The organism is Leisingera sp. CC-HEC093, from assembly GCF_059429195.1.
This window is the reverse complement of the sequence record NZ_JCAIJR010000001.1, coordinates 2,362,305-2,382,971: the sequence shown is the minus strand read 5'-3', so window position 1 is coordinate 2,382,971 and position 20,667 is coordinate 2,362,305. Positions and strand designations below refer to the sequence as shown.

Annotated in this window: 22 protein-coding genes; 8 read left to right on the top strand and 14 right to left on the bottom strand. The window is 62.8% G+C overall.

The window, feature by feature from the left end:
* Positions 1 to 198: 198 nt before the first annotated feature.
* Entirely contained in the window at positions 199 to 1,158 is a 960-nt protein-coding gene (hemC, locus tag AC5STB_RS11470) for a hydroxymethylbilane synthase (RefSeq protein ID WP_495442962.1), read from the top strand.
* A gap of 130 nt (positions 1,159 to 1,288) precedes the next feature.
* Here the strand turns inward: hemC and AC5STB_RS11465 are convergent, their stop codons facing one another.
* From AC5STB_RS11465 to clpS, 5 genes are all read right to left on the bottom strand, one after another.
* Positions 1,289 to 2,104 (bottom strand): glycoside hydrolase family 25 protein, encoded by an 816-nt coding sequence (locus tag AC5STB_RS11465; RefSeq protein ID WP_495442961.1) that lies wholly within the window; start codon positions 2,102 to 2,104, stop codon positions 1,289 to 1,291.
* Positions 2,105 to 2,279: 175 nt separating this feature from the next.
* The gene (gene hemF / locus AC5STB_RS11460) at positions 2,280 to 3,161 is read right to left on the bottom strand and encodes an oxygen-dependent coproporphyrinogen oxidase (RefSeq protein ID WP_495442960.1); all 882 of its coding nucleotides are present in this window, start codon (positions 3,159 to 3,161) and stop codon (positions 2,280 to 2,282) included.
* Positions 3,162 to 3,185: 24 nt separating this feature from the next.
* Positions 3,186 to 3,989 (bottom strand): SDR family NAD(P)-dependent oxidoreductase, encoded by an 804-nt coding sequence (locus AC5STB_RS11455; protein ID WP_495442959.1) that lies wholly within the window; start codon positions 3,987 to 3,989, stop codon positions 3,186 to 3,188.
* Positions 3,990 to 4,075: 86 nt separating this feature from the next.
* A complete protein-coding gene (locus AC5STB_RS11450) occupies positions 4,076 to 5,065 on the bottom strand; it encodes a class I SAM-dependent methyltransferase (RefSeq protein WP_495442958.1) in 990 nt (329 codons plus the stop codon).
* Between the two features lie 12 nt (positions 5,066 to 5,077).
* Positions 5,078 to 5,401: an ATP-dependent Clp protease adapter ClpS gene (gene clpS, locus AC5STB_RS11445; protein ID WP_036762377.1), complete on the bottom strand. Its 324-nt coding sequence runs from the start codon at positions 5,399 to 5,401 to the stop codon at positions 5,078 to 5,080.
* Positions 5,402 to 5,519: 118 nt separating this feature from the next.
* On the opposite strand from clpS, the gene AC5STB_RS11440 reads away from it, so the two are divergent.
* The 3 genes from AC5STB_RS11440 (at position 5,520) to AC5STB_RS11430 (ending at position 8,514) form a co-directional block, all read left to right on the top strand.
* Positions 5,520 to 6,221 (top strand): HAD family hydrolase, encoded by a 702-nt coding sequence (locus AC5STB_RS11440; protein WP_495442957.1) that lies wholly within the window; start codon positions 5,520 to 5,522, stop codon positions 6,219 to 6,221.
* Between the two features lie 65 nt (positions 6,222 to 6,286).
* A complete protein-coding gene (locus AC5STB_RS11435) occupies positions 6,287 to 6,613 on the top strand; it encodes a hypothetical protein (RefSeq protein WP_495442956.1) in 327 nt (108 codons plus the stop codon).
* A gap of 260 nt (positions 6,614 to 6,873) precedes the next feature.
* Entirely contained in the window at positions 6,874 to 8,514 is a 1,641-nt protein-coding gene (locus AC5STB_RS11430; protein WP_495442955.1) for a D-alanyl-D-alanine carboxypeptidase family protein, read from the top strand.
* Between the two features lie 148 nt (positions 8,515 to 8,662).
* On the opposite strand, the gene ccoS is transcribed toward AC5STB_RS11430, so the two are convergent.
* Genes ccoS through ccoG form a run of 4 tightly spaced genes read right to left on the bottom strand, consistent with a single transcriptional unit; the run spans position 8,663 to position 12,933 of the window.
* Positions 8,663 to 8,821 (bottom strand): cbb3-type cytochrome oxidase assembly protein CcoS, encoded by a 159-nt coding sequence (gene ccoS, locus AC5STB_RS11425; RefSeq protein ID WP_495442954.1) that lies wholly within the window; start codon positions 8,819 to 8,821, stop codon positions 8,663 to 8,665.
* Between the two features lie 30 nt (positions 8,822 to 8,851).
* Entirely contained in the window at positions 8,852 to 11,029 is a 2,178-nt protein-coding gene (locus tag AC5STB_RS11420; protein ID WP_495442953.1) for a heavy metal translocating P-type ATPase, read from the bottom strand.
* Between the two features lie 5 nt (positions 11,030 to 11,034).
* Positions 11,035 to 11,499, bottom strand: coding sequence for a FixH family protein (locus tag AC5STB_RS11415; protein ID WP_495442952.1), 465 nt, complete (start codon positions 11,497 to 11,499; stop codon positions 11,035 to 11,037).
* 3 nt (positions 11,500 to 11,502) lie between these two features.
* Positions 11,503 to 12,933: a cytochrome c oxidase accessory protein CcoG gene (gene ccoG / locus AC5STB_RS11410; protein ID WP_495442951.1), complete on the bottom strand. Its 1,431-nt coding sequence runs from the start codon at positions 12,931 to 12,933 to the stop codon at positions 11,503 to 11,505.
* A gap of 424 nt (positions 12,934 to 13,357) precedes the next feature.
* On the opposite strand from ccoG, the gene AC5STB_RS11405 reads away from it, so the two are divergent.
* Entirely contained in the window at positions 13,358 to 13,939 is a 582-nt protein-coding gene (locus AC5STB_RS11405; RefSeq protein WP_495442950.1) for a PRC-barrel domain-containing protein, read from the top strand.
* Positions 13,940 to 14,106: 167 nt separating this feature from the next.
* On the opposite strand, the gene AC5STB_RS11400 is transcribed toward AC5STB_RS11405, so the two are convergent.
* Positions 14,107 to 14,694, bottom strand: coding sequence for an exopolysaccharide biosynthesis protein (locus tag AC5STB_RS11400; protein WP_495442949.1), 588 nt, complete (start codon positions 14,692 to 14,694; stop codon positions 14,107 to 14,109).
* Between the two features lie 206 nt (positions 14,695 to 14,900).
* Here AC5STB_RS11400 and AC5STB_RS11395 point away from each other — a divergent pair, with 206 nt between their 5' ends.
* Together AC5STB_RS11395 and AC5STB_RS11390 are read left to right on the top strand one after the other, a co-directional pair.
* Positions 14,901 to 15,389 (top strand): hypothetical protein, encoded by a 489-nt coding sequence (locus AC5STB_RS11395; RefSeq protein ID WP_495442948.1) that lies wholly within the window; start codon positions 14,901 to 14,903, stop codon positions 15,387 to 15,389.
* Between the two features lie 10 nt (positions 15,390 to 15,399).
* Positions 15,400 to 15,528, top strand: a complete 129-nt coding sequence (locus AC5STB_RS11390) for an entericidin A/B family lipoprotein (protein ID WP_495442947.1) — start codon at positions 15,400 to 15,402, stop codon at positions 15,526 to 15,528.
* Positions 15,529 to 15,676: 148 nt separating this feature from the next.
* Here AC5STB_RS11390 and AC5STB_RS11385 read toward each other — a convergent pair whose 3' ends face one another.
* Genes AC5STB_RS11385 through AC5STB_RS11370 form a run of 4 tightly spaced genes read right to left on the bottom strand, consistent with a single transcriptional unit; the run spans position 15,677 to position 19,715 of the window.
* A complete protein-coding gene (locus AC5STB_RS11385; protein WP_495442946.1) occupies positions 15,677 to 17,161 on the bottom strand; it encodes a phospholipase D family protein in 1,485 nt (494 codons plus the stop codon).
* Positions 17,139 to 18,911 carry a sensor histidine kinase gene (locus AC5STB_RS11380; RefSeq protein WP_495442945.1) on the bottom strand — a complete coding sequence of 591 codons (1,773 nt, stop codon included), beginning with the start codon at positions 18,909 to 18,911 and terminating at the stop codon, positions 17,139 to 17,141. Before AC5STB_RS11380 ends, AC5STB_RS11385 begins: the two co-directional genes overlap by 23 nt.
* Positions 18,908 to 19,465, bottom strand: a complete 558-nt coding sequence (locus tag AC5STB_RS11375) for an RNA polymerase sigma factor (protein ID WP_495442944.1) — start codon at positions 19,463 to 19,465, stop codon at positions 18,908 to 18,910. The genes AC5STB_RS11380 and AC5STB_RS11375 overlap by 4 nt, the downstream gene beginning before the upstream one ends.
* A complete protein-coding gene (locus AC5STB_RS11370) occupies positions 19,458 to 19,715 on the bottom strand; it encodes a NepR family anti-sigma factor (protein ID WP_495442943.1) in 258 nt (85 codons plus the stop codon). Before AC5STB_RS11370 ends, AC5STB_RS11375 begins: the two co-directional genes overlap by 8 nt.
* Before the next feature lie 30 nt (positions 19,716 to 19,745).
* On the opposite strand from AC5STB_RS11370, the gene AC5STB_RS11365 reads away from it, so the two are divergent.
* Positions 19,746 to 20,561, top strand: a complete 816-nt coding sequence (locus AC5STB_RS11365) for a response regulator (protein ID WP_495442942.1) — start codon at positions 19,746 to 19,748, stop codon at positions 20,559 to 20,561.
* The last annotated feature ends 106 nt before the right edge of the window (positions 20,562 to 20,667 follow it).

Here is a 20,667-nt window from a genome sequence, read left to right as displayed (position 1 = left end):
TGTCTTCCTCGCTCTTTTTCGCCCACATGGATCCTGCTCTGAGGTCACGCCTGAGGGGCGGAATGTCAAGAGCAGGGGCGATCTGCCGCGGTCCTGCATTTTGCGCCTTGTTCTATATCAAAGCCCGCGCGCGCGGCCCGTGGGAGATGCGCAAAAACCGGTTTCCACCTAGGCGCAAACTGATTTAAGGCTTCCTGCATGACACTGACCCTGCCCTCCCCCGCTTCGCCCCTGAAAATCGGCACCCGCGGATCGCCGCTGGCGCTGGCACAGGCGTATGAGACCCGTGAGCGTCTTGCTGCTGCCTTCGATCTGCCGTTAGAGGCGTTTGAGATCGTGGTGATCAAGACCACCGGCGACAATCAGGCGCTGATCGCGGCGGACAAGCCGCTGAAGGAACTGGGCGGCAAGGGGCTGTTCACCAAGGAGATCGAAGAGGACCTTTTGTCCGGTGCCATCGACATCGCGGTGCATTCGATGAAGGACATGCCAGTTCTGCAGCCGGAGGGTCTGGCTCTGGACACCTATCTGCCGCGCGAGGACGTGCGGGATGCGTTTATCTCCCCCGCCTTGAAGTCGCTGCACGATCTGGCAGAGGGCGCGGTGGTTGGCACCTCCTCCCTGCGCCGCCGGGCGCAGCTGCTCAATCGCCGCTCCGACCTCAATGTGGTGGAGTTCCGCGGCAATGTGCAGACCCGGCTGCGCAAGCTGTCTGAAGGCGTGGCGGAGTGCACCTTCCTGGCGATGGCAGGGCTGAACCGGCTGGCAATGGATGAGGTGCCCGCCACGGCGATTGAGACCAGCGACATGCTGCCCGCCGTGGCGCAGGGCGCGATCGGGATCGAGCGGCGCGCCGGTGACAGCCGTGCGGGCGACATGCTGGCGGCGATCCATGACCATGAGACCGGTTTGCGGCTGGCGGCGGAACGCGCCTTTCTGGCGGCCCTTGACGGCTCCTGCGAGACGCCGATTGCCGGTCTGGCGGAACTGGACGGCGCCACCCTGCGGCTGCGCGGCGAGGTGCTGCGCCCGGACGGCTCGGAGGCGATCAATGACAGCGGGACGTGCCCGGTGGAAGATGGCGCGGAGCTGGGCCGGGAGATGGCGGCCAGGCTTTTGCAACAGGCCGGCAAGGGCTTTTTCGACTGGAAAGCCTAAGCTAGGCCCCGCCCCGCGCTACGGGATATTTACGGCCAGGCGAACACTGGATCCGCTGTTCTTCTGGCTGGAAGTATCCTGGGGGTGAGCGCCCGCGGCGCGAGGGGGCAAAGCCCCCTTCTGTCCGGCTTCAAATCTGCCCGGACCACCGCAGCCAGCTTTCGGGGCTGCCGCGGAAAGTGTTGAGATCCACGTCGCCCGCCACACCCGGAACCTGGCCGGTGCCGGAATACTGCCAGAAGCTCCAGCTTTTGCCCGGGTAGACCTTCTGCGGGTGGCCCGCGACGGAGCGCAGCCAGAATTCGGTGCCGCTGAGGCGCCCGATGCCGGTGTCGCGGTAGAAATCCACTGTAGTGTAGACCATCGGGCGCTTGCCGTAGTGGCGTTCCAGGATGTCGAGGAATTTGCGTGCCTCGGCCCGCACCGTGGCGCCGTCGGGCCGCGTGCGGCAGGTGCGGGAGCGGTGGTTCCACTCCATGTCCAGCACCGGCGGCAGCGCGTTTGCGTCCTTTGGCACGTTGCGGATGAACCAGCGCGCTTGCTCTGCGGCGGGGCGGCAGAAGTAATAATAGTGATAGGCGCCGCGTTTCATGCCCGCCGCGCGGGCGCCGCGCCAGTTGTCGCGGAATTTGGCGTCGGTGTGATCCCCGCCCTCGGTCGCCTTGATGTAGGCGAAGGATACGCCGGAGCGGCGCACGTTGCGCCAATCAATATCCCCCTGGTACCGCGAGACGTCGATGCCGTGGACCGGGTAGGACCAGGGTTTGCGCCCCTCCCAGTCATGCGGGTCGCGGTCACCAAAGCGCGGATAGGTAGAAAGCCCGGCCAGCCGCCCTTTGGCGGGTTCGGTGCGGGTGACCGCCGGTGCGCCGGCGTCCCTTTCCGGCGGCCTGCCGCAACCCGCTGCCAATGCCAGTGCCAATACCCCAAGAACCAGTCTGCGCATGTGATGTGCTCCCTGCCTCGCTTTGTGAAAACCGCTCTTTATCTTTGCCTGTTGGTTTTCACCTTAGCGCAGGGTGGCGCAAAGTCGCGCCCCTGAGACCGCAGATCAGCGTAAATCCGCCGCAAGGAAAACGTGCCCCTGGGCGGCACGCTGCGATGTCAGCGGTGCGGTTGGGTCAGACCCACTTGGCCAGGGGCGGCAAGCTCATCAGCACCGCGTTGGCATCGTGGCCGGTTTCCAGCCCGAACTTGGTGCCGCGGTCGTAAACCAGGTTGTATTCCGCATAGAGGCCGCGGTGGATCAGCTGCGCGTCCTTGTCCGCCTCGTCGAAGCTCTGCGCCCGGCGCTTTTCAACAAGCGGCACAAAGGCCGGCAGAAAGGCCCGGCCGATGTCCTGGGTCATGGCGAAATCCGCCGCCCAATCGCCAGAGTTCTGATCATCCATGAAGATACCGCCCACCCCGCGGGCGCGCTTGCGGTGGGGGATGTAGAAGTATTCATCCGCCCATTCTTTCAGCCGCGGGTACTGTTCCGGTCCGTGCGGGTCCAGGTGCTGTTTCTGCACTGCGTGGAAATGCGCGGTATCCTCTGCGTATTCGATGCAAGGATTGAGGTCCGACCCGCCGCCGAACCACCAGGCATGCGGGGTCCAGAACATGCGGGTGTTCATATGCACGGCGGGCACATGCGGATTGCGCATGTGGGCGACCAGCGAGATGCCCGAAGCCCAGAACCTAGGGTCCTCCTTCATGCCGGGGATACCCTTGCGCGCTGCCATCGCGGCCTGTGCGCGTTCGCCCAGAGTGCCATAGACCTCTGAGATGTTAACGCCGACCTTCTCGAACACCCGGCCGCCGCGCATCACGCTCATCAGCCCGCCGCCTGCGTCAGATCCGTCCTCCGAGGTGCGCCTGGTTTCAGTCACTTCGAAGCGGCCCGGCTCCATGTCCGAAAACGGGCCTTTGCTGTGGCTGTCCTCCAGCCCTTCGAAGGACGCAACGATCTGATCGCGCAGTTCCCGAAACCAGGCAGCCGCCCGGGTCTTTTCTTCTTTCATTTCAGCAGTCAATGGTCTTTCCAATCAGTGCATCGGCGCGGACACCGGGTCCAGCAGGGTGCGGCCGCCATCCAGCGTCACTACCTGCCCGGTCATGAAACCGGAGGCGTCGGAGGCCAGGTACTGGGCGGTTTCCGTCAGCTCGGTAGGAGACGCGACGCGGCCCAGCGGGGTGTGCGCCTCGATATCATTGCGGAAGCTGCGGTTTTCCTTCAGCGTGTCCCGCATTGACGCGCTCATCACCGAGCCGAAGGCGATGGAATTGACCCGGATGCGGTGCGGGGCAAGCGCCACCGCCAGCGAGCGGGTCGCCTGATCCAATGCGGCAGAGGCCACAGAATAGGCCATCAGGTCCGGATGGGTGCGGCGGGCCGCGATCGAGGACAGGTTGATGATGCTGCCAAGGGGGCCGCTATCCTCGCGGTCCTCGCCCTGCTTGATCATTCGCTTGGCCACCTGCTGGGACAGGCGCACGGTTGGCAGCAGGCTTTGGTTCAAGAGCTGGTCGAGGGTGTCGTCCCGCGGATCCAGCGCATTGGTGGCGACCACCTGCCGGGCGCCGTTGACCAGGATATCGATGTCATCAAAGGCGTCGATGGTGGCTGACAGCAGGTTGGCAATGGTCAGCCGCTCGCGCAGGTCGCCAGCGAAATAGCGGATGTTGCTTTCGTCGGCCTGTTCGCCCAGTTCATCGACCAGCTGCGCCTCAACCTGGTCGGCAAACATCACATTGGCGCCGGCATCGGCAAACTGCTTGCCGATCGCAAGGCCGATGCCGCTGGCGGCACCGGTCACGATGGCAGTCTTTCCGGAAATGGAAAAGGACATGAAAAGGGTGCTCCCCTAGGGCAATCTGGACCGCACGTTAGACCGCACAGGCTGGTTTGGAAACCGCCATTGCGGTCCCTCCACGGTTACTTGCGCCCGCGTTTCGGTTTGGCCGCGTGCAGGATTTTGAAGCGGTTATCGCCACCCTCTTCGCGCACCTGGGCAAAGCGTTCCGCCAGCGCGGTTTCATAAGGCAAGTGCCGGTTCGCCACCATCCACAGGCTGCCGTTTGCCGCCAGCATAGAGGCCGCTGCCCCGATAAACGCTTGACCCAAGGACGGTTCCGCCGCGCGGCCGGTGTGGAACGGCGGGTTCATCACCACAGTGTTCACCGGGCCTGGTGCCTTCCAGCTGCGGGCATCGGCCCAATGGAAATGGGACCGCGGGTCCGCTGCATTCAGCCGGGCGCAGGCCAGCGCGGCATGGTCTGCCTCTATCAGGTGCAGCTCTTCGACGCCCTCGTGCTTCAGCACTTGCGCCGAGAGGTAGCCCCAGCCGCCGCCCAGATCGGCCACGCAGCGGCCCAGTTTCTGCGGCAATGCTGCCGCCAGCATGCGGGACGCAGGATCAATGCCGTCCGCCGAAAACACGCCGGGGGCCGTGATAAAGCCCTCGACCTGCTGCGGCCCTTCGGGCAGCCAATCGGACAGACCGGTGCCACCCTCGATCCAGAACACCTTGCCATGCGCCTTGGAAACCGGTGCCGAAGGCGCGCAGCGCTTGCGCAGGTCCTTCAGAACCGAATCAATGCCCTCGGTCTTGGCGCCGTCGATCAGCACCTGGCCGGTGGTCGCGGCAGCGGCCTGCGCCACCAGCATCCGGGCCAGCGCCTTGGCCCGCGGCAGAAAGACGACGGCGGCGGCATACCCCGCTCCGGCCTCAGGCGACGGGGTGCAGGCATAGCCCTGAGCGGTAAAGTCATCGTGGTCGGGACGGAACGGCTGGATGACCAGAACCTGTTCCTTGGGCAGCGCCGACAGGTCGTGTTCGCTGCGCGGATGGAACACGGCGATGCGGCCCTCCGACGGAACAGCAAAGCCGCCCGATTGGGCGGCCAGGGACAAGCGTACAGACATCTAAGGCCCTCTTTATTCTTCTTTTTCCATGGTGCACTGCAGCGGGTGCTGATGGCGCCGGGCGAAATCCATCACCTGGCCGACCTTGGTTTCCGCCACCTCATGGCTGAACACGCCGACCACGGCAACGCCCTTTTTGTGCACCGTCAGCATGATCTCAAACGCTTGTGCATGGGTCATGCCAAAGAAGCGCTCCAGCACCATGACCACGAATTCCATCGGTGTGTAGTCGTCATTCAGCAGCAGCACCTTGTAGCGCGGCGGGCGCTTGGTCTTGGGCCGCGTCTTGGTCAGGACGCCGGATTCCGTATCGTCGTCTGAATGATCGGTCATCATGATGTGCTGCAGCGGCATAAGCAATTTGATCCAGTGGTGCATGGAATTTCCTGTGAGGCTTATATAGCCTCTTAGCTGTTCAGGAAAAGAGACTGAGACCCGCAGATTGATACGTAATTTGACAACAATCGGCTTTGATGCCGATGATACCCTCTGGCACAATGAACGGTTCTTCCGCGTCACGCAGGAACGGTTTGCCGAATTGCTGCAGGATCACACACCTGCGGACGTAGGCCCGAACCAGCTGGAACGGCAGCTGCTGGATGCGGAAAAGCGCAACCTGGGGCGCTATGGCTACGGCGTGAAAGGGTTCACGCTGTCGATGATCGAAACCGCGATTGAGGTGACCGGCGAGCGCGTGCCCGCCGCCGTAATCAAGGAGCTGATCACGGCGGGCCAGATGATGCTGTCCTACCCGATCGAACTGCTGCCCCATGCGCGGGAGGCGGTGGAGGCAGTTGCGGACCGCTATAAGGTGGTGCTGATCACCAAGGGCGATCTGCTGGACCAGGAGCGCAAGCTGGCGCAATCCGGACTGGGAGAGCTGTTTGACGGGGTGGAGGTGGTCTCGGAAAAGACACCGGAAGTCTACATCGACATTTTCAACCGCCATGGCGACGGCCCGGACCGCGCGATGATGGTGGGCAATTCCATGCGGTCGGACGTGGTGCCGGTGATCGAAGCCGGCGGCTGGGGCACCTATGTGCCGCACGGGCTGGTCTGGGAGGTCGAGCACGCCGAGGCGCCGGAGCACAGCCCGCGCTACACGGAAATCCCCGATCTGAGCGGGCTGGCAGCGCTGGTGGGCAGTCTGGAGTAAGCGGCGCTGGACGGGATGAGCCTGCGCCGCTATCCCTTTGACAGACGTGAAGGGAGCGCTGGAAGATGCCGCATGCCGAACTGAAATTCTCCAGCGATCTGGATGTCGATGCCGAGGCCATCCTGGCCGAAATCGAAACGGTGATACTGAAGCATGATGACGGCGCCGGCGCTTGCAAGGGGCGGGCCTATCCTGCGGACCGTTTCCACCACAGCCACATCACCATCAGCGTTGCTTTGCTGAGCAAGCCGCACCGGGATGAGGCGTTTTCAAAGGCGCTGCTGGCGGATCTCGAATCCCGCATCAAGGCCCGGCTGCATCAGCCCTGCGAATTCTCTCTTGGGCTCGTCTACTCCACCCCCCTTTACGTGACCAATTTTCACGCGCCATAGCGGCAAAACAGGCCGCAAGGCCATTGCGAGCCGGAAAATCGGCTTAGAGCCCGCTGGAAAATGCAACTTTTTTCGGTAACCTTCTGTTAGCACTTGCTGCATTTAGCGACACCGCTAGGCCTCCCCACAATATGCCGGCAAAGTGGCGCGCATCGGGCTGCCAGCCTATTCCCGGGCCTGTTTATTCCTTGGCAACCTTGTGTTAGGCTTTTCGTAACAGGCAAAAACGTCAGCCGGAAAACCGGCGGCACGAGGCAAACATGGCAGTGATCACGCAGGTCAGTCCGGCGTCCAGCCGGTATTCCCGTACCCGGTTCCTATGGGCAGCCGCGGTTTTTTTCATAGCAGCAACGGTGCTGGCGCTTTCATCGCAGCGGGCCGCGGCGGCCCCCTACGCGGCGATGGTGATTGATGCGCGCACCGGTGAAGTGCTGCATTCGCGCAATGCCGATACCCGGCTCCATCCTGCCTCGCTGACCAAGATGATGACGCTCTACATCGCTTTTGAAGCTGTGCGGAATGGCGAGATCACGCTGGAAACCAAGGTCAGGATCAGCCGCAACGCTGCCGCCGAGCAGCCGTCTAAACTGGGGCTTAAGTCAGGCCAGAAGATCGCCTTCCGCTACCTGATCCGCGCCGCTGCGGTGAAGTCTGCCAATGACGCTGCAACAGCCATCGGCGAGACCCTGTCGGGATCCGAGGCTGCATTCGCCCGCCGGATGACCCGCACTGCCAAGGCGTTGGGGATGACCCGCACGACCTTCAAGAACGCGCATGGGCTGACGGCCAGCGGGCATCTGTCAACCGCCAGCGATATGACCACGCTGGGGCGGCATCTGCTGTATGATTATCCGGAATACTACAACCTGTTCTCGCGCCGCTCGACCCACGCGGGCATACGGGAGGTGCCCAATACCAACCGCCGCCTGCTGGCCGCCTACCGCGGCGCCGACGGCATCAAAACCGGTTACACCCGTGCGGCCGGCTTCAATCTGGTGGCCTCGGCCAAGCGCGGCAATGAACGGATCATCGCCACCGTATTTGGCGGCAAGTCCACAACTTCGCGCAATGCCAAGGTAGCAGAGCTGCTGGACCTCGGCTTCCGCCGGGCACCGTCACGCGCCGCGCTGCGCAAACCGCAGCGGCCCGCCTACCAAGGGGCTGGCAATGTTGTGGTTGCCGATGCGGACGACGGCGCGCCGCATGGCGTGGCCGGTAAAACCATCCGGGTCAGCGGCCAGGTGAATACCAGCCTGCGGCCCAAGAAACGCCCGGGCAGCAGCGAGTCGCCAGTGCTGGTAGCGGTGCTTGAGGAAGCGCTGCAGACGCCGCCCGCGGGGCAGGCAGCAACAGAGGCAGCCGCGCCTCAGGCAGAAACCGCACAGGCAGACACCGCCACCACGGAAGGTGAGATCGAAAACGTTCAAACCGTCAGCGCGGACGCTGCTGTTCAGAGCGATGCGCTGCGCGACAGCATCGCGGTTGCGTTGGCCGAAGCTGAGGCGGAACCGCAGCCGGCCGCCGAAGCAGCTGCCCCCGCGGTCATCGCAGCCGTGCAAAAGGTGCCGTTCACCGGATTGCGCCCAGTTGCCCGCCCGGCCAGCCTGGCAGCGGACACACCAATGCCGGAGCCGGTGGTGGTGACCCGTCTGTCCACCTCCGGCGGCCGCTACTGGGGCGTCAACGTCGGGCTCTACACCAGCCGTTACCAGGCCGAAAAAGTGCTGCTGCGCACCGCGTTGTCTGAGTTGGAAACACTGGACGGCACGTTGCGCAAGGTCGCAAAAACCCGCCGCGGTTTTGAAGCCAATTTCCTGGGCATGAGCCAGCAGCAGGCGGAACTGGCCTGCCGCCGCCTGAACGCCCGCAACGTGACCTGCAATCCGATCGGGCCCTCCTGACGGGGACACCACTAGCTGCAAGCAAAGAAGGCGCCCATGCGGCGCCTTTTTCTATGCCGGATAGCACCAGCCCGCGCCGCCGCAAGCCGCAACGCCCAGAACCAGCCAGTCAATACGCAGAAGCCGGAGCTGTTGCCCCTGCAGCGGTTCAGGGCTTGGGCTTATCGTCCCATTCGTCGCTGAGAATGCGGCGGGCATCGCCTTCGGGGTCGTCATACTGATTGCTGCGCACCGTGTAGAAGAAGGCCGCAAGTCCGACCGAGCCGAGGATCAGCGAAATCGGGATCAGATAGGCAAGGACACTCATGGATTCGGAACCGGTATTGTCAGCGCGGCCTTAGCGCAGCCGCAGCGCATTGAGGGAAACAGTTATGGAAGAGGTAGACATCGCCAGCGCCGCAATCAAGGGTGTGGCCAGCCCGGCAATCGCCAGCGGCACCGCAACCACATTGTAGAGAGTGGCAATGCGGAAGTTCTCGCGGATGCGGCGGGTGGCTTTCTGCGCCACGCCACAGGCCTCGGCAATCGGGCTGAGATCCTGGCCCAAAAGCACGATGTCAGAGGCGACCCGGGCCGCATCCAAGGCAGAGGCCGGAGAGATGGAGACATGCGCAGCCGCCAGCGCCGCGGTATCATTGAGGCCATCGCCCACCATCAGCACCTTCTTGCCCTGACCGGCCAGCAACTGCACCCGGGCGGATTTGTCCGCGGGCAGCGCCTCGGCCACCCATTTGGTGATGCCGAGCCGCTGAGCCAGATCCTCCACCGCACCGGTGGTGTCGCCGGAGATCAGCAGCACATCCTTGTTTGCGTCTTTCAAGGCCCTGACCGCTTCGGCCGCACCCGGGCGCAGAGCATCGGTGTAATGGAAGGGGCTGGCCTCCCCTGCTCCGGTATCAAGCCAGGCTGCCGTCTGGCTGCCCTGCCGGGCGCCTACCCAGGCTGCGCGGCCCAGGCGGACACGCCGGCCGCGGAACATACCTTCGGTGCCATAGCCCGGCACCTCTGCGATGTTCTGAACGCTGGCGGGTCTGGTCCCGGCCTCCCGCGCGGCGCGGGACAGCGCCACTGACAGCGGATGCGAAGAACCTTCGGCCAGCGCCAGGGCAATCGCCAGATCGGCGCGGGCATGATCGCCCAGGTTGGTGACTTCCGGCGTGCCGGCAGTCAGCGTGCCGGTCTTGTCGAACACCACGGTATCCACCTCTGCCAGCCGTTCCAGCGCGGTGGCGTGTTTGATCAGCATGCCCTTTTTGAACAGCCGGCCCGAGGCGGCGGTGGTCACGGCAGGTACCGCGAGGCCCAGTGCGCAGGGGCAGGTGATGATCAGTACCGCGGCGGCGATGTTCAGCGCGGTGCGGATGTCGAAGGTGTAGAGATACCAGCCGGCGAAGGCGAGCGCCGACAGAATATGCACGCCGGGGGCATAAAGTTTCGCAGCGCTGTCGGCCAGGGATGTGTAGCGGGAGCGGCCCGATTCCGCTATTGCGACGAGATCGGTCATGCGATGCAGGGAGGTATCCTCGCCCACTGCCGATGCACGGATGGTCAGCGGGCCGGTGAGGTTCACCTCGCCGGCGGAAACCGCCAGGCCCGGCTCCGCAAAGACCGGAAGCGTTTCCCCGGTCAGAAGCGAACGGTCGAGTTCCGATTGACCGGAAACGATTTCGCCATCCACCGGCATCCGCCCGCCGGGCCGCACCAGGATCAGGTCTCCGATTGCCAGATCGGCGACCGGCACCTCGTATTCATCACCGTCGAGCAGGCGGATGGCGCGGGGCACCTCCAGCGCCGCAAGCTCCTCGGCCGCAGAGCGCGCCACCGCGCGGGTGCGGTAATCCAGATAGCGGCCCGCCAGCAGGAAAAACGTCAGCGTCAGCGCGGCATCGAAATAGGCGTGTTCGCCGGATAGAAAGGTCTCCCACAGCGAAGTTGCCAGTGCCAGCACCAGGGCCAGCACAATCGGCACATCCATGTTGAGGCGCCTGACGCGCAGCGCGCTCCAGGCGTTGGCGAAGAATGGCTGCGCGGAGAAGATGATTGCCGGAAAGGTGATGGCGGCGGAAATCCAATGGAACATGTCGCGTGTTGCGTCCGAGGCCCCGGACCAGACCGAAATGGACAGCAGCATCACGTTCATCGAGGCAAAGAAGGCCACCGCCAGCCGCATCAGCAGGTCCCGGCCCATTTTGTCGTTCTGAGTCGCAGCCAGGGCTGCCAGATCCAGTTCATGCGCCTCGTAGCCGATGCTTTGCAGCAGCGGGATCAGATCCGCTGCGCGCATTTCCGGCTCTGCCTCGATCAGCGCCCGCTTGAGTGTCAGGTTCACCCGCGCCGAATGGATGCCGGGATGGGCGTTTAGTTCGCGCTCCACCGCCGAGATGCAGGCCTGGCAGTGAATCCCCGGCAAGGACAACGCCAGCCGGGCCTCGGCTGGCGCCTGATCAGCGCTGTCATGGGGGGCAGCGACGCAGGCGGGACAGGCGGCTAGCGAGGGACGAAGCTGCGCGGTCATGGCGGTCAGCCTTTCACGTGCAGGATCACCCGCTGGGTGAATTCTGTGCCGTCCTTGGCCCGCGCCACCATGCGGATGTTCCAGTTGCCTGGCCCCAGATCGGCCGGCGCCACATAGGCACTGCCGTCAAAGGCGAACTCCGGCTGCTGGTCATCCTGCACATGGGTCGCACGGCCCAGTGTCGCGCTCAGCTTGGCGACCTCCACCGGATTGCCATTGGCATCGGTGATCTCCAGCTTGACCTGATCGCCCTGCGAGGAGGCATAGACCGACCAGCCCAGCGCCTCCTGCGCGGAACGGCGCTGATCGAACTCCTGGCTGGCGACGTAAGAGTTTTTCACCTCCAGCCCCGGAAAGGTTTTCACCGCGTTGACGGCTAGGGCGATATTCACCCCGATAATCACCGCAAATGCGCCGCCGAACAGCATCAATGCGTGCTTGCCGGTAAATTCCCGTTCGCGCTTGGCCATGGCTCAGTTCCCCTTGCCGTTAAAGCTGGTGTCCTTGTGAGCACGTTCCCCGTTTATCAGATCCTCGACCCAGATGCGAACCGGGGTGCTGGAGGCCTGTGAGGGTGCCGCGCCTTTGGCGGAAACAATATAGACCCGCTGCAGCAACGCCGTATCGGCGGGCACATTGACCGCGTGGTACATTGTGCCCTCAAGCTGCAGCCGCAGGGTCGGATCCCCCTTGATCGACAGTTTGAACACCCGGCCTTCGCCGTGCTTGTTGCGCAGGCGCACGTCGTAGGTGTTTCGGATAGAGCCGTCCGAAAGCGTGACGTAGGTCGGGTTGCGTTCCGGCGCCACTGTCAGTTCAATGTCAGAGCGAATGAAGAGCGCAAACAGCAGCCCGACTCCAACCAGAGACCAGAGGCTGGTGTACATGATGGTGCGCGGACGCAGAATGTGTTTCCAGACGTTCTTGGGCGGCTGGCCGCCGCGCTCCAGCACTTCGTCGGACAGCGCCATATAGTCGATCAGACCGCGCGGTTTGCCAATCTTGGCCATCACGTCATCGCAGGCGTCGATACAAAGCGCGCAGGTGATGCATTCCATTTGCTGGCCGTCGCGGATGTCGATCCCCACCGGGCAGACGTTGACGCAGGCCATGCAGTCGATGCAGTCGCCCTGCCCTTCGGCCACCTGGCCCTTCTTCAGCTTGCCGCGCGGTTCGCCCCGCCATTCACGGTAGCCGACGGTCAGCGTGTCCTCGTCCATCATTGCGGCCTGGATGCGCGGCCAGGGGCAGGCGTAGATGCAGATCTGCTCGCGCGCGAAACCGCCGAACAGGAAAGTGGTCGCGGTCAGGACCAGCATTGTCGAATAGGCGATCGGGTGCGCGTTCAGCGTCACCAGGTCATAGGCCAGCGTCGGGGCATCCGCAAAATAGAACACCCAAGCGCCGCCGGTGGCGAGACCGATCAGGAACCAGGCGGTCCATTTGGTGACCCGCAGGCGGGCCTTGCGGAAGTCCATTTTCTTCTGCCGGTGCAGGCGCAGGCGGGCATTGCGGTCGCCCTCGATCCAGCGTTCCACCAAGATGAACAGGTCGGTCCAGACCGTCTGCGGGCAGGCATAGCCGCACCAGACCCGGCCCAGCGCCGAGGTGAACAGGAACAGCCCAAGCCCCGCCATGATGAGGAGGCCCGCCACGAAGTAGAATTCATGCGGCCAGATTTCGATCCAGAAGAAATAGAACCGGCGGTTTGCCAGATCCAGCAGCACCGCCTGATCCGGCAGCGACGGCCCGCGGTCCCAGCGGATCCACGGGGTCAGGTAGTAGATCCCCAGCGTCACCGCCATTATGTACCATTTCAGGTTCCTGAAGGGGCCGGACACGCGCCGCGGGAAGATTGGCTCTCTGGCGGCGTAGAGGCTGGGGGCCGGGTTGGAATCGCTCACGGACTTTCTCCGTCTTGTGGCTGTCTCGCGCCCTTGTCACAGATGCACAGTGCCAGAACTTTGACGTGGATCAAAAAGCACATCACACAATCATGTTTTGAGGCCGGTTCCGCACCGCAAGGGGCAAACCGCCACCTATGCCTGCGCTGCCGGTCCCGCCAGAGGCAAGTTGCCGCAGAAGCCGCGAAGAGCTGCCGGAAATCCGGCACGGGCATCTGCGCGGCACCGGACTGAAACAGATCTGCAGCGCGGCTCTGCGATGCCAGCCTTGGGTATTTTCTGCACCTTTAGTGAACGCCGGCTGATCCTGCGGTGCTGGTGGACCGTCCGTGCTTCCTCACCAGCACAGGAACTTTATCACCGGCAGCGGGTTGAATGGCTGTGCCAAGGGCACAATGATTTTGAACTGGCAGGAGACCAACCAATGAAACACCTCATGCTCTCAACCTCGCTGATCATTGCAGCCGCTGTGCCATCCGTTGCTGGCGCTGACACAGAAGGTTCCGGCAGCGCAGGCGCTGGTGTCCAGCTGGAAACCCCGGCAGCAGATGCAACCGCCGGCGCGGGTGCCATGGGGGAAGCAAAAGCAGAAAGCACGCCGCTTCAGCCGGCCACCGAAGCCGCTGATCAAGCCGCCGGAACCGTTGAGAGCCCGCTGAGCGCCGGCACTGCCGCTGACGGCGGTTTCTCAGCACTCCTTCCGGATGCGGACGCGCCTGCGATGGAACCGCTGGATATGAACGAGGTAACAGCTGAGGCGCTGACAGGTGCCCCGGCCTATGATGCCAAGGATGAGCATATCGGGGAGCTGTCGCAGATTATCGTGAACACCAGCGGCGGCATTGAAGCGGTGATCATCGACGTGGGCGGCTTCCTGGGTATCGGTGAAAAACCGGTTGAGCTGACTATGGGCGACATCCAGATCATGGAAGCGGAAGATGACGTGCGGGTCATTACTCATCTGACCCGCGAGCAGCTGGAGGCGCTGCCGGATTACCAGCCCTAGTCTCGGGCTCGATTTCCGGAAGCTTGACGGCGCCGCCTCTGCCGTCTGAATTCTGTGCCCCCCGGCGACCCGGGCGGGCGCTCCGGGCAAAAATCAAAGGACCGGGTTCCTGATGGAGCCCGGTCTTTTGTTACTGCAGCAATGAAACAAGGCGCTGCGCCGGTCTGCTAGACCAGGCCGGCGGCCAGCGCCGCAGCGGCGGTGCCGAGACTGCCGAGCGTCAACAGCGCTATCACCCCGTCACGGGTCAGCATCGCAATGGCTAAAAGACCGACGACCGCGCCCAGCAGCGACGAGGTGAACGGCACAATTTCCAAGAGCGGCATGACCGCGCCGCAGAGCAGGCAGACCAGGCGGATCGCGGACAGAAACGGCTGGCGGAAAAGGATGGGCAACCGCTTCTTTGAGTGCCGGTCGAGCCAGCGCACGGCGCGCCGCAATGCGGCGGCTGCTTTGCGCACCGCTCTGGCCTTGATCCTTCGCCGGCCCAGCCAGCGCGGAAGCCAGACATGCGACCGGCCAATCAGCATCTGCCCGGAGATCAGGCAAATCATGATACCGCAAGCGGAAGAGAACAGCGGAATGCCGCTGAGCGGTGTTACCACTGCCAGCGCCGGCAGGGCGAGCAGAGCCGACAGTGAACTTTGCCCGATCTCTTCTACCATCTTGCTGACGGTTATGCCGTTACGGTTACGGCGGGCAATGGCACTGGTTTCATTCAGCACATGTACGACGGGCTGTTCGACGGAGTTCATTTTGTCCCTTGGCCGGCTGCATTCCTACTGTGTGCCAACGCCCGGCACCGCGGCAGGTTCCCGCCGGCGTTCAGGGATACTCAGGCGTTTTCCGCCGAGAATACGCAGCCAGGCCGATTTACCCGACGGCACAGGAACCTTTTACAAGCACGCGCGTTCTTACCGTGCATCTCAACGAGGGGCAACAAAGGAAAGGAGCATCGATAATGACTTATCTGATCCGCACTACCGCACTTGCAGCGGCCATGGCCACAGCAGCCGCAGCAGGCCCGATGGTGTCTGAAATCGACGTGACGGCGGACCTGAGCGCCATTGAAAACTACCAGGCGGCCAATGTCTGGACGAGCCTTGAAACTGACCTTGAAACGGCTCTTGCGCAGCAGCTGATCGGCCAGATTGCCGAGGCGGGCGCCGCGGAGACTGCTGAAGTCAAAGTCGAGATCGACTCCGTCGCCTTGGCCAGCAATTTCGAGCAGGCGCTAGGTGTTGGCGAGTGGGTGCTGAAAGGCGACGTCGACATCGACATGCCCGATGCCTCCAAGGATATGCGCTATGACCTGACCGTTTCTGCGGATCAGCTGAATGCCTACTACCCCCAAGGCACCGACCCTGCGCTTGTGACCGTGGACAGCGAACTGTTCTACAGCGCTATCATCAATGCCTTTGCGGGCAATGTTGCATCGAAATTGAAATAAGGGGGCGGAAATGCGTATCTTTTTTGCAGTATTGGCCATGGCCGGTTTGACGGCGGCCTGTGAAACGGCAGAAGGTTTCGGCAGAGACGTGTCGAACCTCGGCGATGAAATCACAGAAGAATCCCAGGAAGCGCAGTAAAAAGCTGCGATGCCCGAAGAAACAATGGCCCGGCGGCAGCTCGCTCCGGGCCATTGTTTTTTGTTGGGAGCGTCTTGGAAAACCACATGGCCCGGCCGTCCACCCCAGCGGAGGCAGCGCCTGCAGCTTGCCACCGGGGGGATGCAAGTCAGACGATGTCTTCAGTCGCCCCGGGAAGAGGCTGCTGCAGATCTGACATCAACTCCGGGTCATGCCGCACCAGAAATCCGCGGCGGGCCTCAGGGCGGCGCACCTGGTTGCGCTGGATTTCCTGCTGCCACCAGGCGGCTGCGGTCTCCGGGGCCAATGCTTCCGCAGGAAGGTCCTCCTGCCACCAATGCCGTGCCAGCGCCTGCCACAATTGTGAAATCCGGTCCCGCCGGGTGATCCGCAGGGCTGCTTCGGTATCCCAGCGCATCGACCGGCCGTTCAGATTGGCCGAACCGACCATAGCAAAGTCCCGGTCCGTGATCAGTGCTTTGCTGTGCAGGTAGATAATCGGTGAGCCAGCCAGCGTCGAAAGCGTATCCCGGGCCGCCATGCGCCGCTGTACCGGGCTGGCGATGCAGGCGCGGGAGCCGAAGGCCGCGTTCACAGTCTCCAGCGCTTCCGCCTGCAGCGCCATGCCGTAGCGGGCATCAAGGTCCTGATTGCCGTCAAAGGCAACGTCTTCGGGCAAGGCAGGCAGGATCAGGATCAGCGACAAGTCCGGATTGCTCCGGGCTGCATCGGCCAGGCCGCGGGCGATAACGCTGGAGCGCAGAAATTGCGTTTCCAGGTAAATCAGGCGCTTGGCCCGTGCGAAGGCAGACAGGTGATCCTCTTCGATCTCGCGCAATACCGTTTTGGGCGACAACGACCAGAAACCGGCACGGCGCGGGACAGACAGGGTGCGGCGGATATGCTTGCCAGCAGGCGGCGTTCTGCGCTGCGCGACATCGTCCAGAAAGCTATCCAGGTGCGCCGCGGCTTCCTCGGCCTCAGGGCCGCGCAGCAGCAACTGCACGTCCGCCCATGTCTTGAACGCCAGCTGATCATGTTCCTGGGTGTCATACCGGCGGCGGTTCTGATCCAAGCCGCCGATATACAGGGTTTCACGGTCAATCACCGCGATCTTTTGGTGATGCGACACGGGGAAAAGCTGGGGTAGCCCAGTTTCCGCCGCTGAGGGCCGCATGCTGCGCGGCAGCTTCCGCAGCTTGCGCAACACAAAAGGCGAAAACGCCAGCCGCGGCAGGAGGCCAGCCTGGGCCGGGTGAAGCGCGGCGGTTACAGAGAGCCGCGCGGCAGCTTCGGGCGCGAGCCCGTCGCGAATTTCCTGAGCGTGCCTCACAGTTCTTTGCGCCGCGGCATGAAGCGGCGCGGCCATCACCGGGTCGAAGTCGCTTACCACCAGGCGGACGTTGACTCCGCGGCGCAGGGCCGCGGCAATCAGATCAGCCCAGGTTTCACCGGTTTCGCGTGCTTCAGCGCTCAGCAGTGCCGTGGACAAATCGAAGAGGCGGAAGCTCGCTGTAATTTCTTTCTTGGCCTGCAATACCGCACGTTCGAAAGCAGGCCAGGCCTGTCCGGCCGTGACCAGCACTGCAAACTCCGGGCAGCCTTGGCCTTCATGCTGCGGGTTCTGCTGCATCCTTGCCCTGTTCTTTCTGTATTTCTGCCGGCGGGACAGCTCCTGCAACGGCGGGGAAGCCCAACCGGTAGATAAAGCTGTCGCCGGTGTCCAGCGTCTTGGCGTCGCCCTCGAGCTGTGCTGCAAACGCCATTAGCAGCCGCGCGCCGATCCCGCCGCCCGGGAGATGCTCTTCCGGGGGCTGCAGCGGCCGCCCCTTGGTGTTCATGATTTCGAGTTCAAGCCAGTTTGCAGCTGTCTCGCGCAGATTGACTTCAATCATCGGGCGGCCGCCCTCGGGGATGCCCAGGTACTTGACTGCATTTGTCATCGCCTCGGATACAAGCATCGACAGCGTAACACCTTGATCCTGAGTTAACGGAACTGCCGCCAGGTTGGTCTGGATTGCCACATCCTGTGCCGCGCCAACGTTCAATGCGCCGATTTCGGCAATAAGTTCGCGGATAAGCTCCCGGCTGTCCACGGTGGTGATATCCGGGTTGGTGTTCAAGTGACGGTGGATAGTGGCCAGGCCGCGCACCCGCCGCTGCAGCTGCGACAGCATCCGCCGGGCTTCGGGGGTGTGGGCGCTGCGGGCCTGCATGTTCATGATCGAGGCCACAAGCTGCAGATTGTTTTTGACCCGGTGGTGAACCTCGCGCAGCAAAATGGTCTTTTCTTCCAGATCCAGCTCGCGGCGCCGTTCCGCCTCGCTGAGGATCGCGACCATCCGGTTGAACGACTGCTGCGCCTCTACGAATTCGCGCGGCGGGTTCTTCAGTTCCAGATTGGCGTCCTCGCGTTCCCCCAGCGCGTAACGCCGCATGGCTCTGCGCAGCGCGCTGAGTGGCCGGATCACCAGTTGCTGCAGTCCGAGGATGGCAACACATACGCCTGCCAGCCACATCAGGACGGGAAATGCCACGGTCATCAGGGAGGCCGGATTTCTGGCTGCAAGAATGGCATCCTCCACCGGCCAGCTGCCGACGACAGCCACCTGGCCCGGGAGGATTTGGGTCACCGCGAAGAAACGCTCGCTGCCGGACTGGGCGTCTTCAAAAAACGTATCGCCCAAGCGGTTCACCAGTTCCCGCCGGGGCACCGATACCGGCAGCACCTTCGCCGCTTCCAGACTAGGCAATGTGGCGGAGAGGATTTCACCCTGCGCATCCACGGTGACGAATTCTATCCCCTCGCCTCTGACCCCCTTGCCGGGTTGTACCGGCGAGACCTTGTGCGGAATTGCCAGGGTAATATACCCCAGAAGTATGCCATCGCGCTGGACCGGACTGGCCGCCATCAGATGGGAGCGCCCCTCGCTCAGGAGATCACGCTCTAAAGCGAACGACAGCTGCGACGCCTGCAGGACCTTGAGGTACAGCCGGTTTCCGGACAGATCCCGCGGCTGGCCGTCTGATGCGCAATTCACCTGGCCATTCGTTGCCACGAAGGCGGCAAAGGTGAAGGGGTTTTGGCCTTCTGTGAAGGCTTTGAGCAGCGCGCTGCAGGCAATCGCGTCGCCAGCCACCGGCAGAATGGCCGCAGCCAGCCCCTCAGTCGCCCCGCCTGCCCGCTGCAGAAGAATCCGTTCCTTTGCCGCCGCCCGTTCTGTCCGGTCCAGAAGAGCAGCATGCGACAGCCGCGTCGCCTCGTCGACCACGGCATTCGTCTGGTATAGGGCGATCAGGCCAAGCGGCAGCAGGGCAAAGGTCATCAGCACCGCGAGGCGCAGAAACAGCCCGCCTGCCAGCCCCCGCGGCATTGGAATCATGCGGCGCCTTGCTGGGCAACGATCCCAGCAGTCACACTGTCGGTCAATTCCATCTGACTGCTTTCATCCAGATCCATCAGCTCCGCCAAACGGGCGCGGGCACGGTTGACGCGGCTTTTGATCGTGCCGGTCTTCACGCCGCACATCTCTGCCGCCTCCTCATAGGAGAAGCCGCTTGCGCCGACCAGTACCAGTGCTTCGCGCTGTTCATCGTTCAGTTGCGCAAAGGCTACGTTGAAGTCCCGCATGTGCAAACGTCCGTCATGGTCTGGCTTCTGCGCCATTTTTTCAGACAGCACACCGTCTGCATCCTCAACCTCGCGTTTACGCTTGCGGCGCAGCGAATAGAAGGTGTTGCGCAAGATGGTGAACAGCCAGGCGCGCATATTCGAGCCAGGTTCGAACTTTTCGATATTGGTCCATGCCTTGACCAGGGTGTCTTGCACCAAGTCGTCCGCTGTGGCGCTGTTGCGTGTCAGGCTGACCGCGAAAGCCCGCAGAGCGCCAAGGTGATTGACCAAGTCGTCTCTTGGGTCGGACTGAATATCAGTCATCAGAGTTTGCCCCCTGCGTCTCGTCCGAAGAGACCTGCGTTTCCTGTTTTTTCAGTTGCTCAAGCAGCTCGGCAAACCGGTCCGGCACCTGTTGACTGGCGACCTCATCAAACGCCCGCTTGAGATTATCGTCGATTTCGCGGTCGGCCTGTTCATTGCGTGGCCGGGCACGTGGGGGCTGTGTCATGCAATCCATCATTTTTTTGCGCAGTTTCTGGAACCAAACGTCCCGAAGCGCGTATAGTTCCATGTATATTGCAAAAAAAAGGAATGTCGCAAAATGAGCTCTCAACCGGGAGAAAAGATCGCCAGCCAGATTGGAGCCAACCTGCCCTATCTGCGCCGGTACGCGCGGGCGCTTACGGGCAGCCAAAGCAGCGGCGACAAATATGCACTGGCTGCGCTGGAGGCGATCCTGGCCGGCGAAGCAGAATACAACAGCACCCTGTCATCCAAAGTGGCGCTGTTCCGGGTCTTCCATGCGATCTGGGCCTCCTCGGGCGGTCCCGCCGGTGAATATGAGGCGGACACCGGCCTTGCCGGCAAGGCGCAAAAGCACCTGCAGCAACTGACGCCGAATACCCGCGAAGCATTGCTTTTGCACACCATCGAAGATTTCAGCGCCGCCGAAACCGGCATCATCATGCAAGTGAGCGATGACGAGGCTTCTGAGCTGATTTCGATTGCCTATGACGAGATGTCCCGCTCGACCGCCGGCAAGATCATGATCATTGAAGACGAGGCTATCATAGCAATGGACCTGGAGGCGATTGTTACCGGGATGGGCCACAGCGTGACGGGCATTGCCCGTACCGAAGCCCGCGCGAAAGATCTTGCCGCTGAGGCGGAAGCTGATCTGATACTGTCGGACATCCAGCTGGCTGACAATTCCAGCGGCATCGATGCAGTTAACGGCATCCTATCCGAGCACGGCGACCGGCCGGTTATCTTTATTACCGCATATCCGGAACGTCTTCTGACCGGTGAAGGGCCGGAGCCTGCCTTTCTGATCTCAAAGCCCTATACCGAAGAACAGGTGCGTTCTGCAGTTAGCCAGGCGATGTTCTTCTCCTCGACTGAAACGCTGAAAGTCTGAACGCCGATCGCGTAATATCTGAAAAATCAGCCCGGGGTGTCTTGACAGCCCGGGCTTTTCTATTTTGGCAGGCAACAGCTTTGGCCTATGAGAGAGGGGCTCCGCA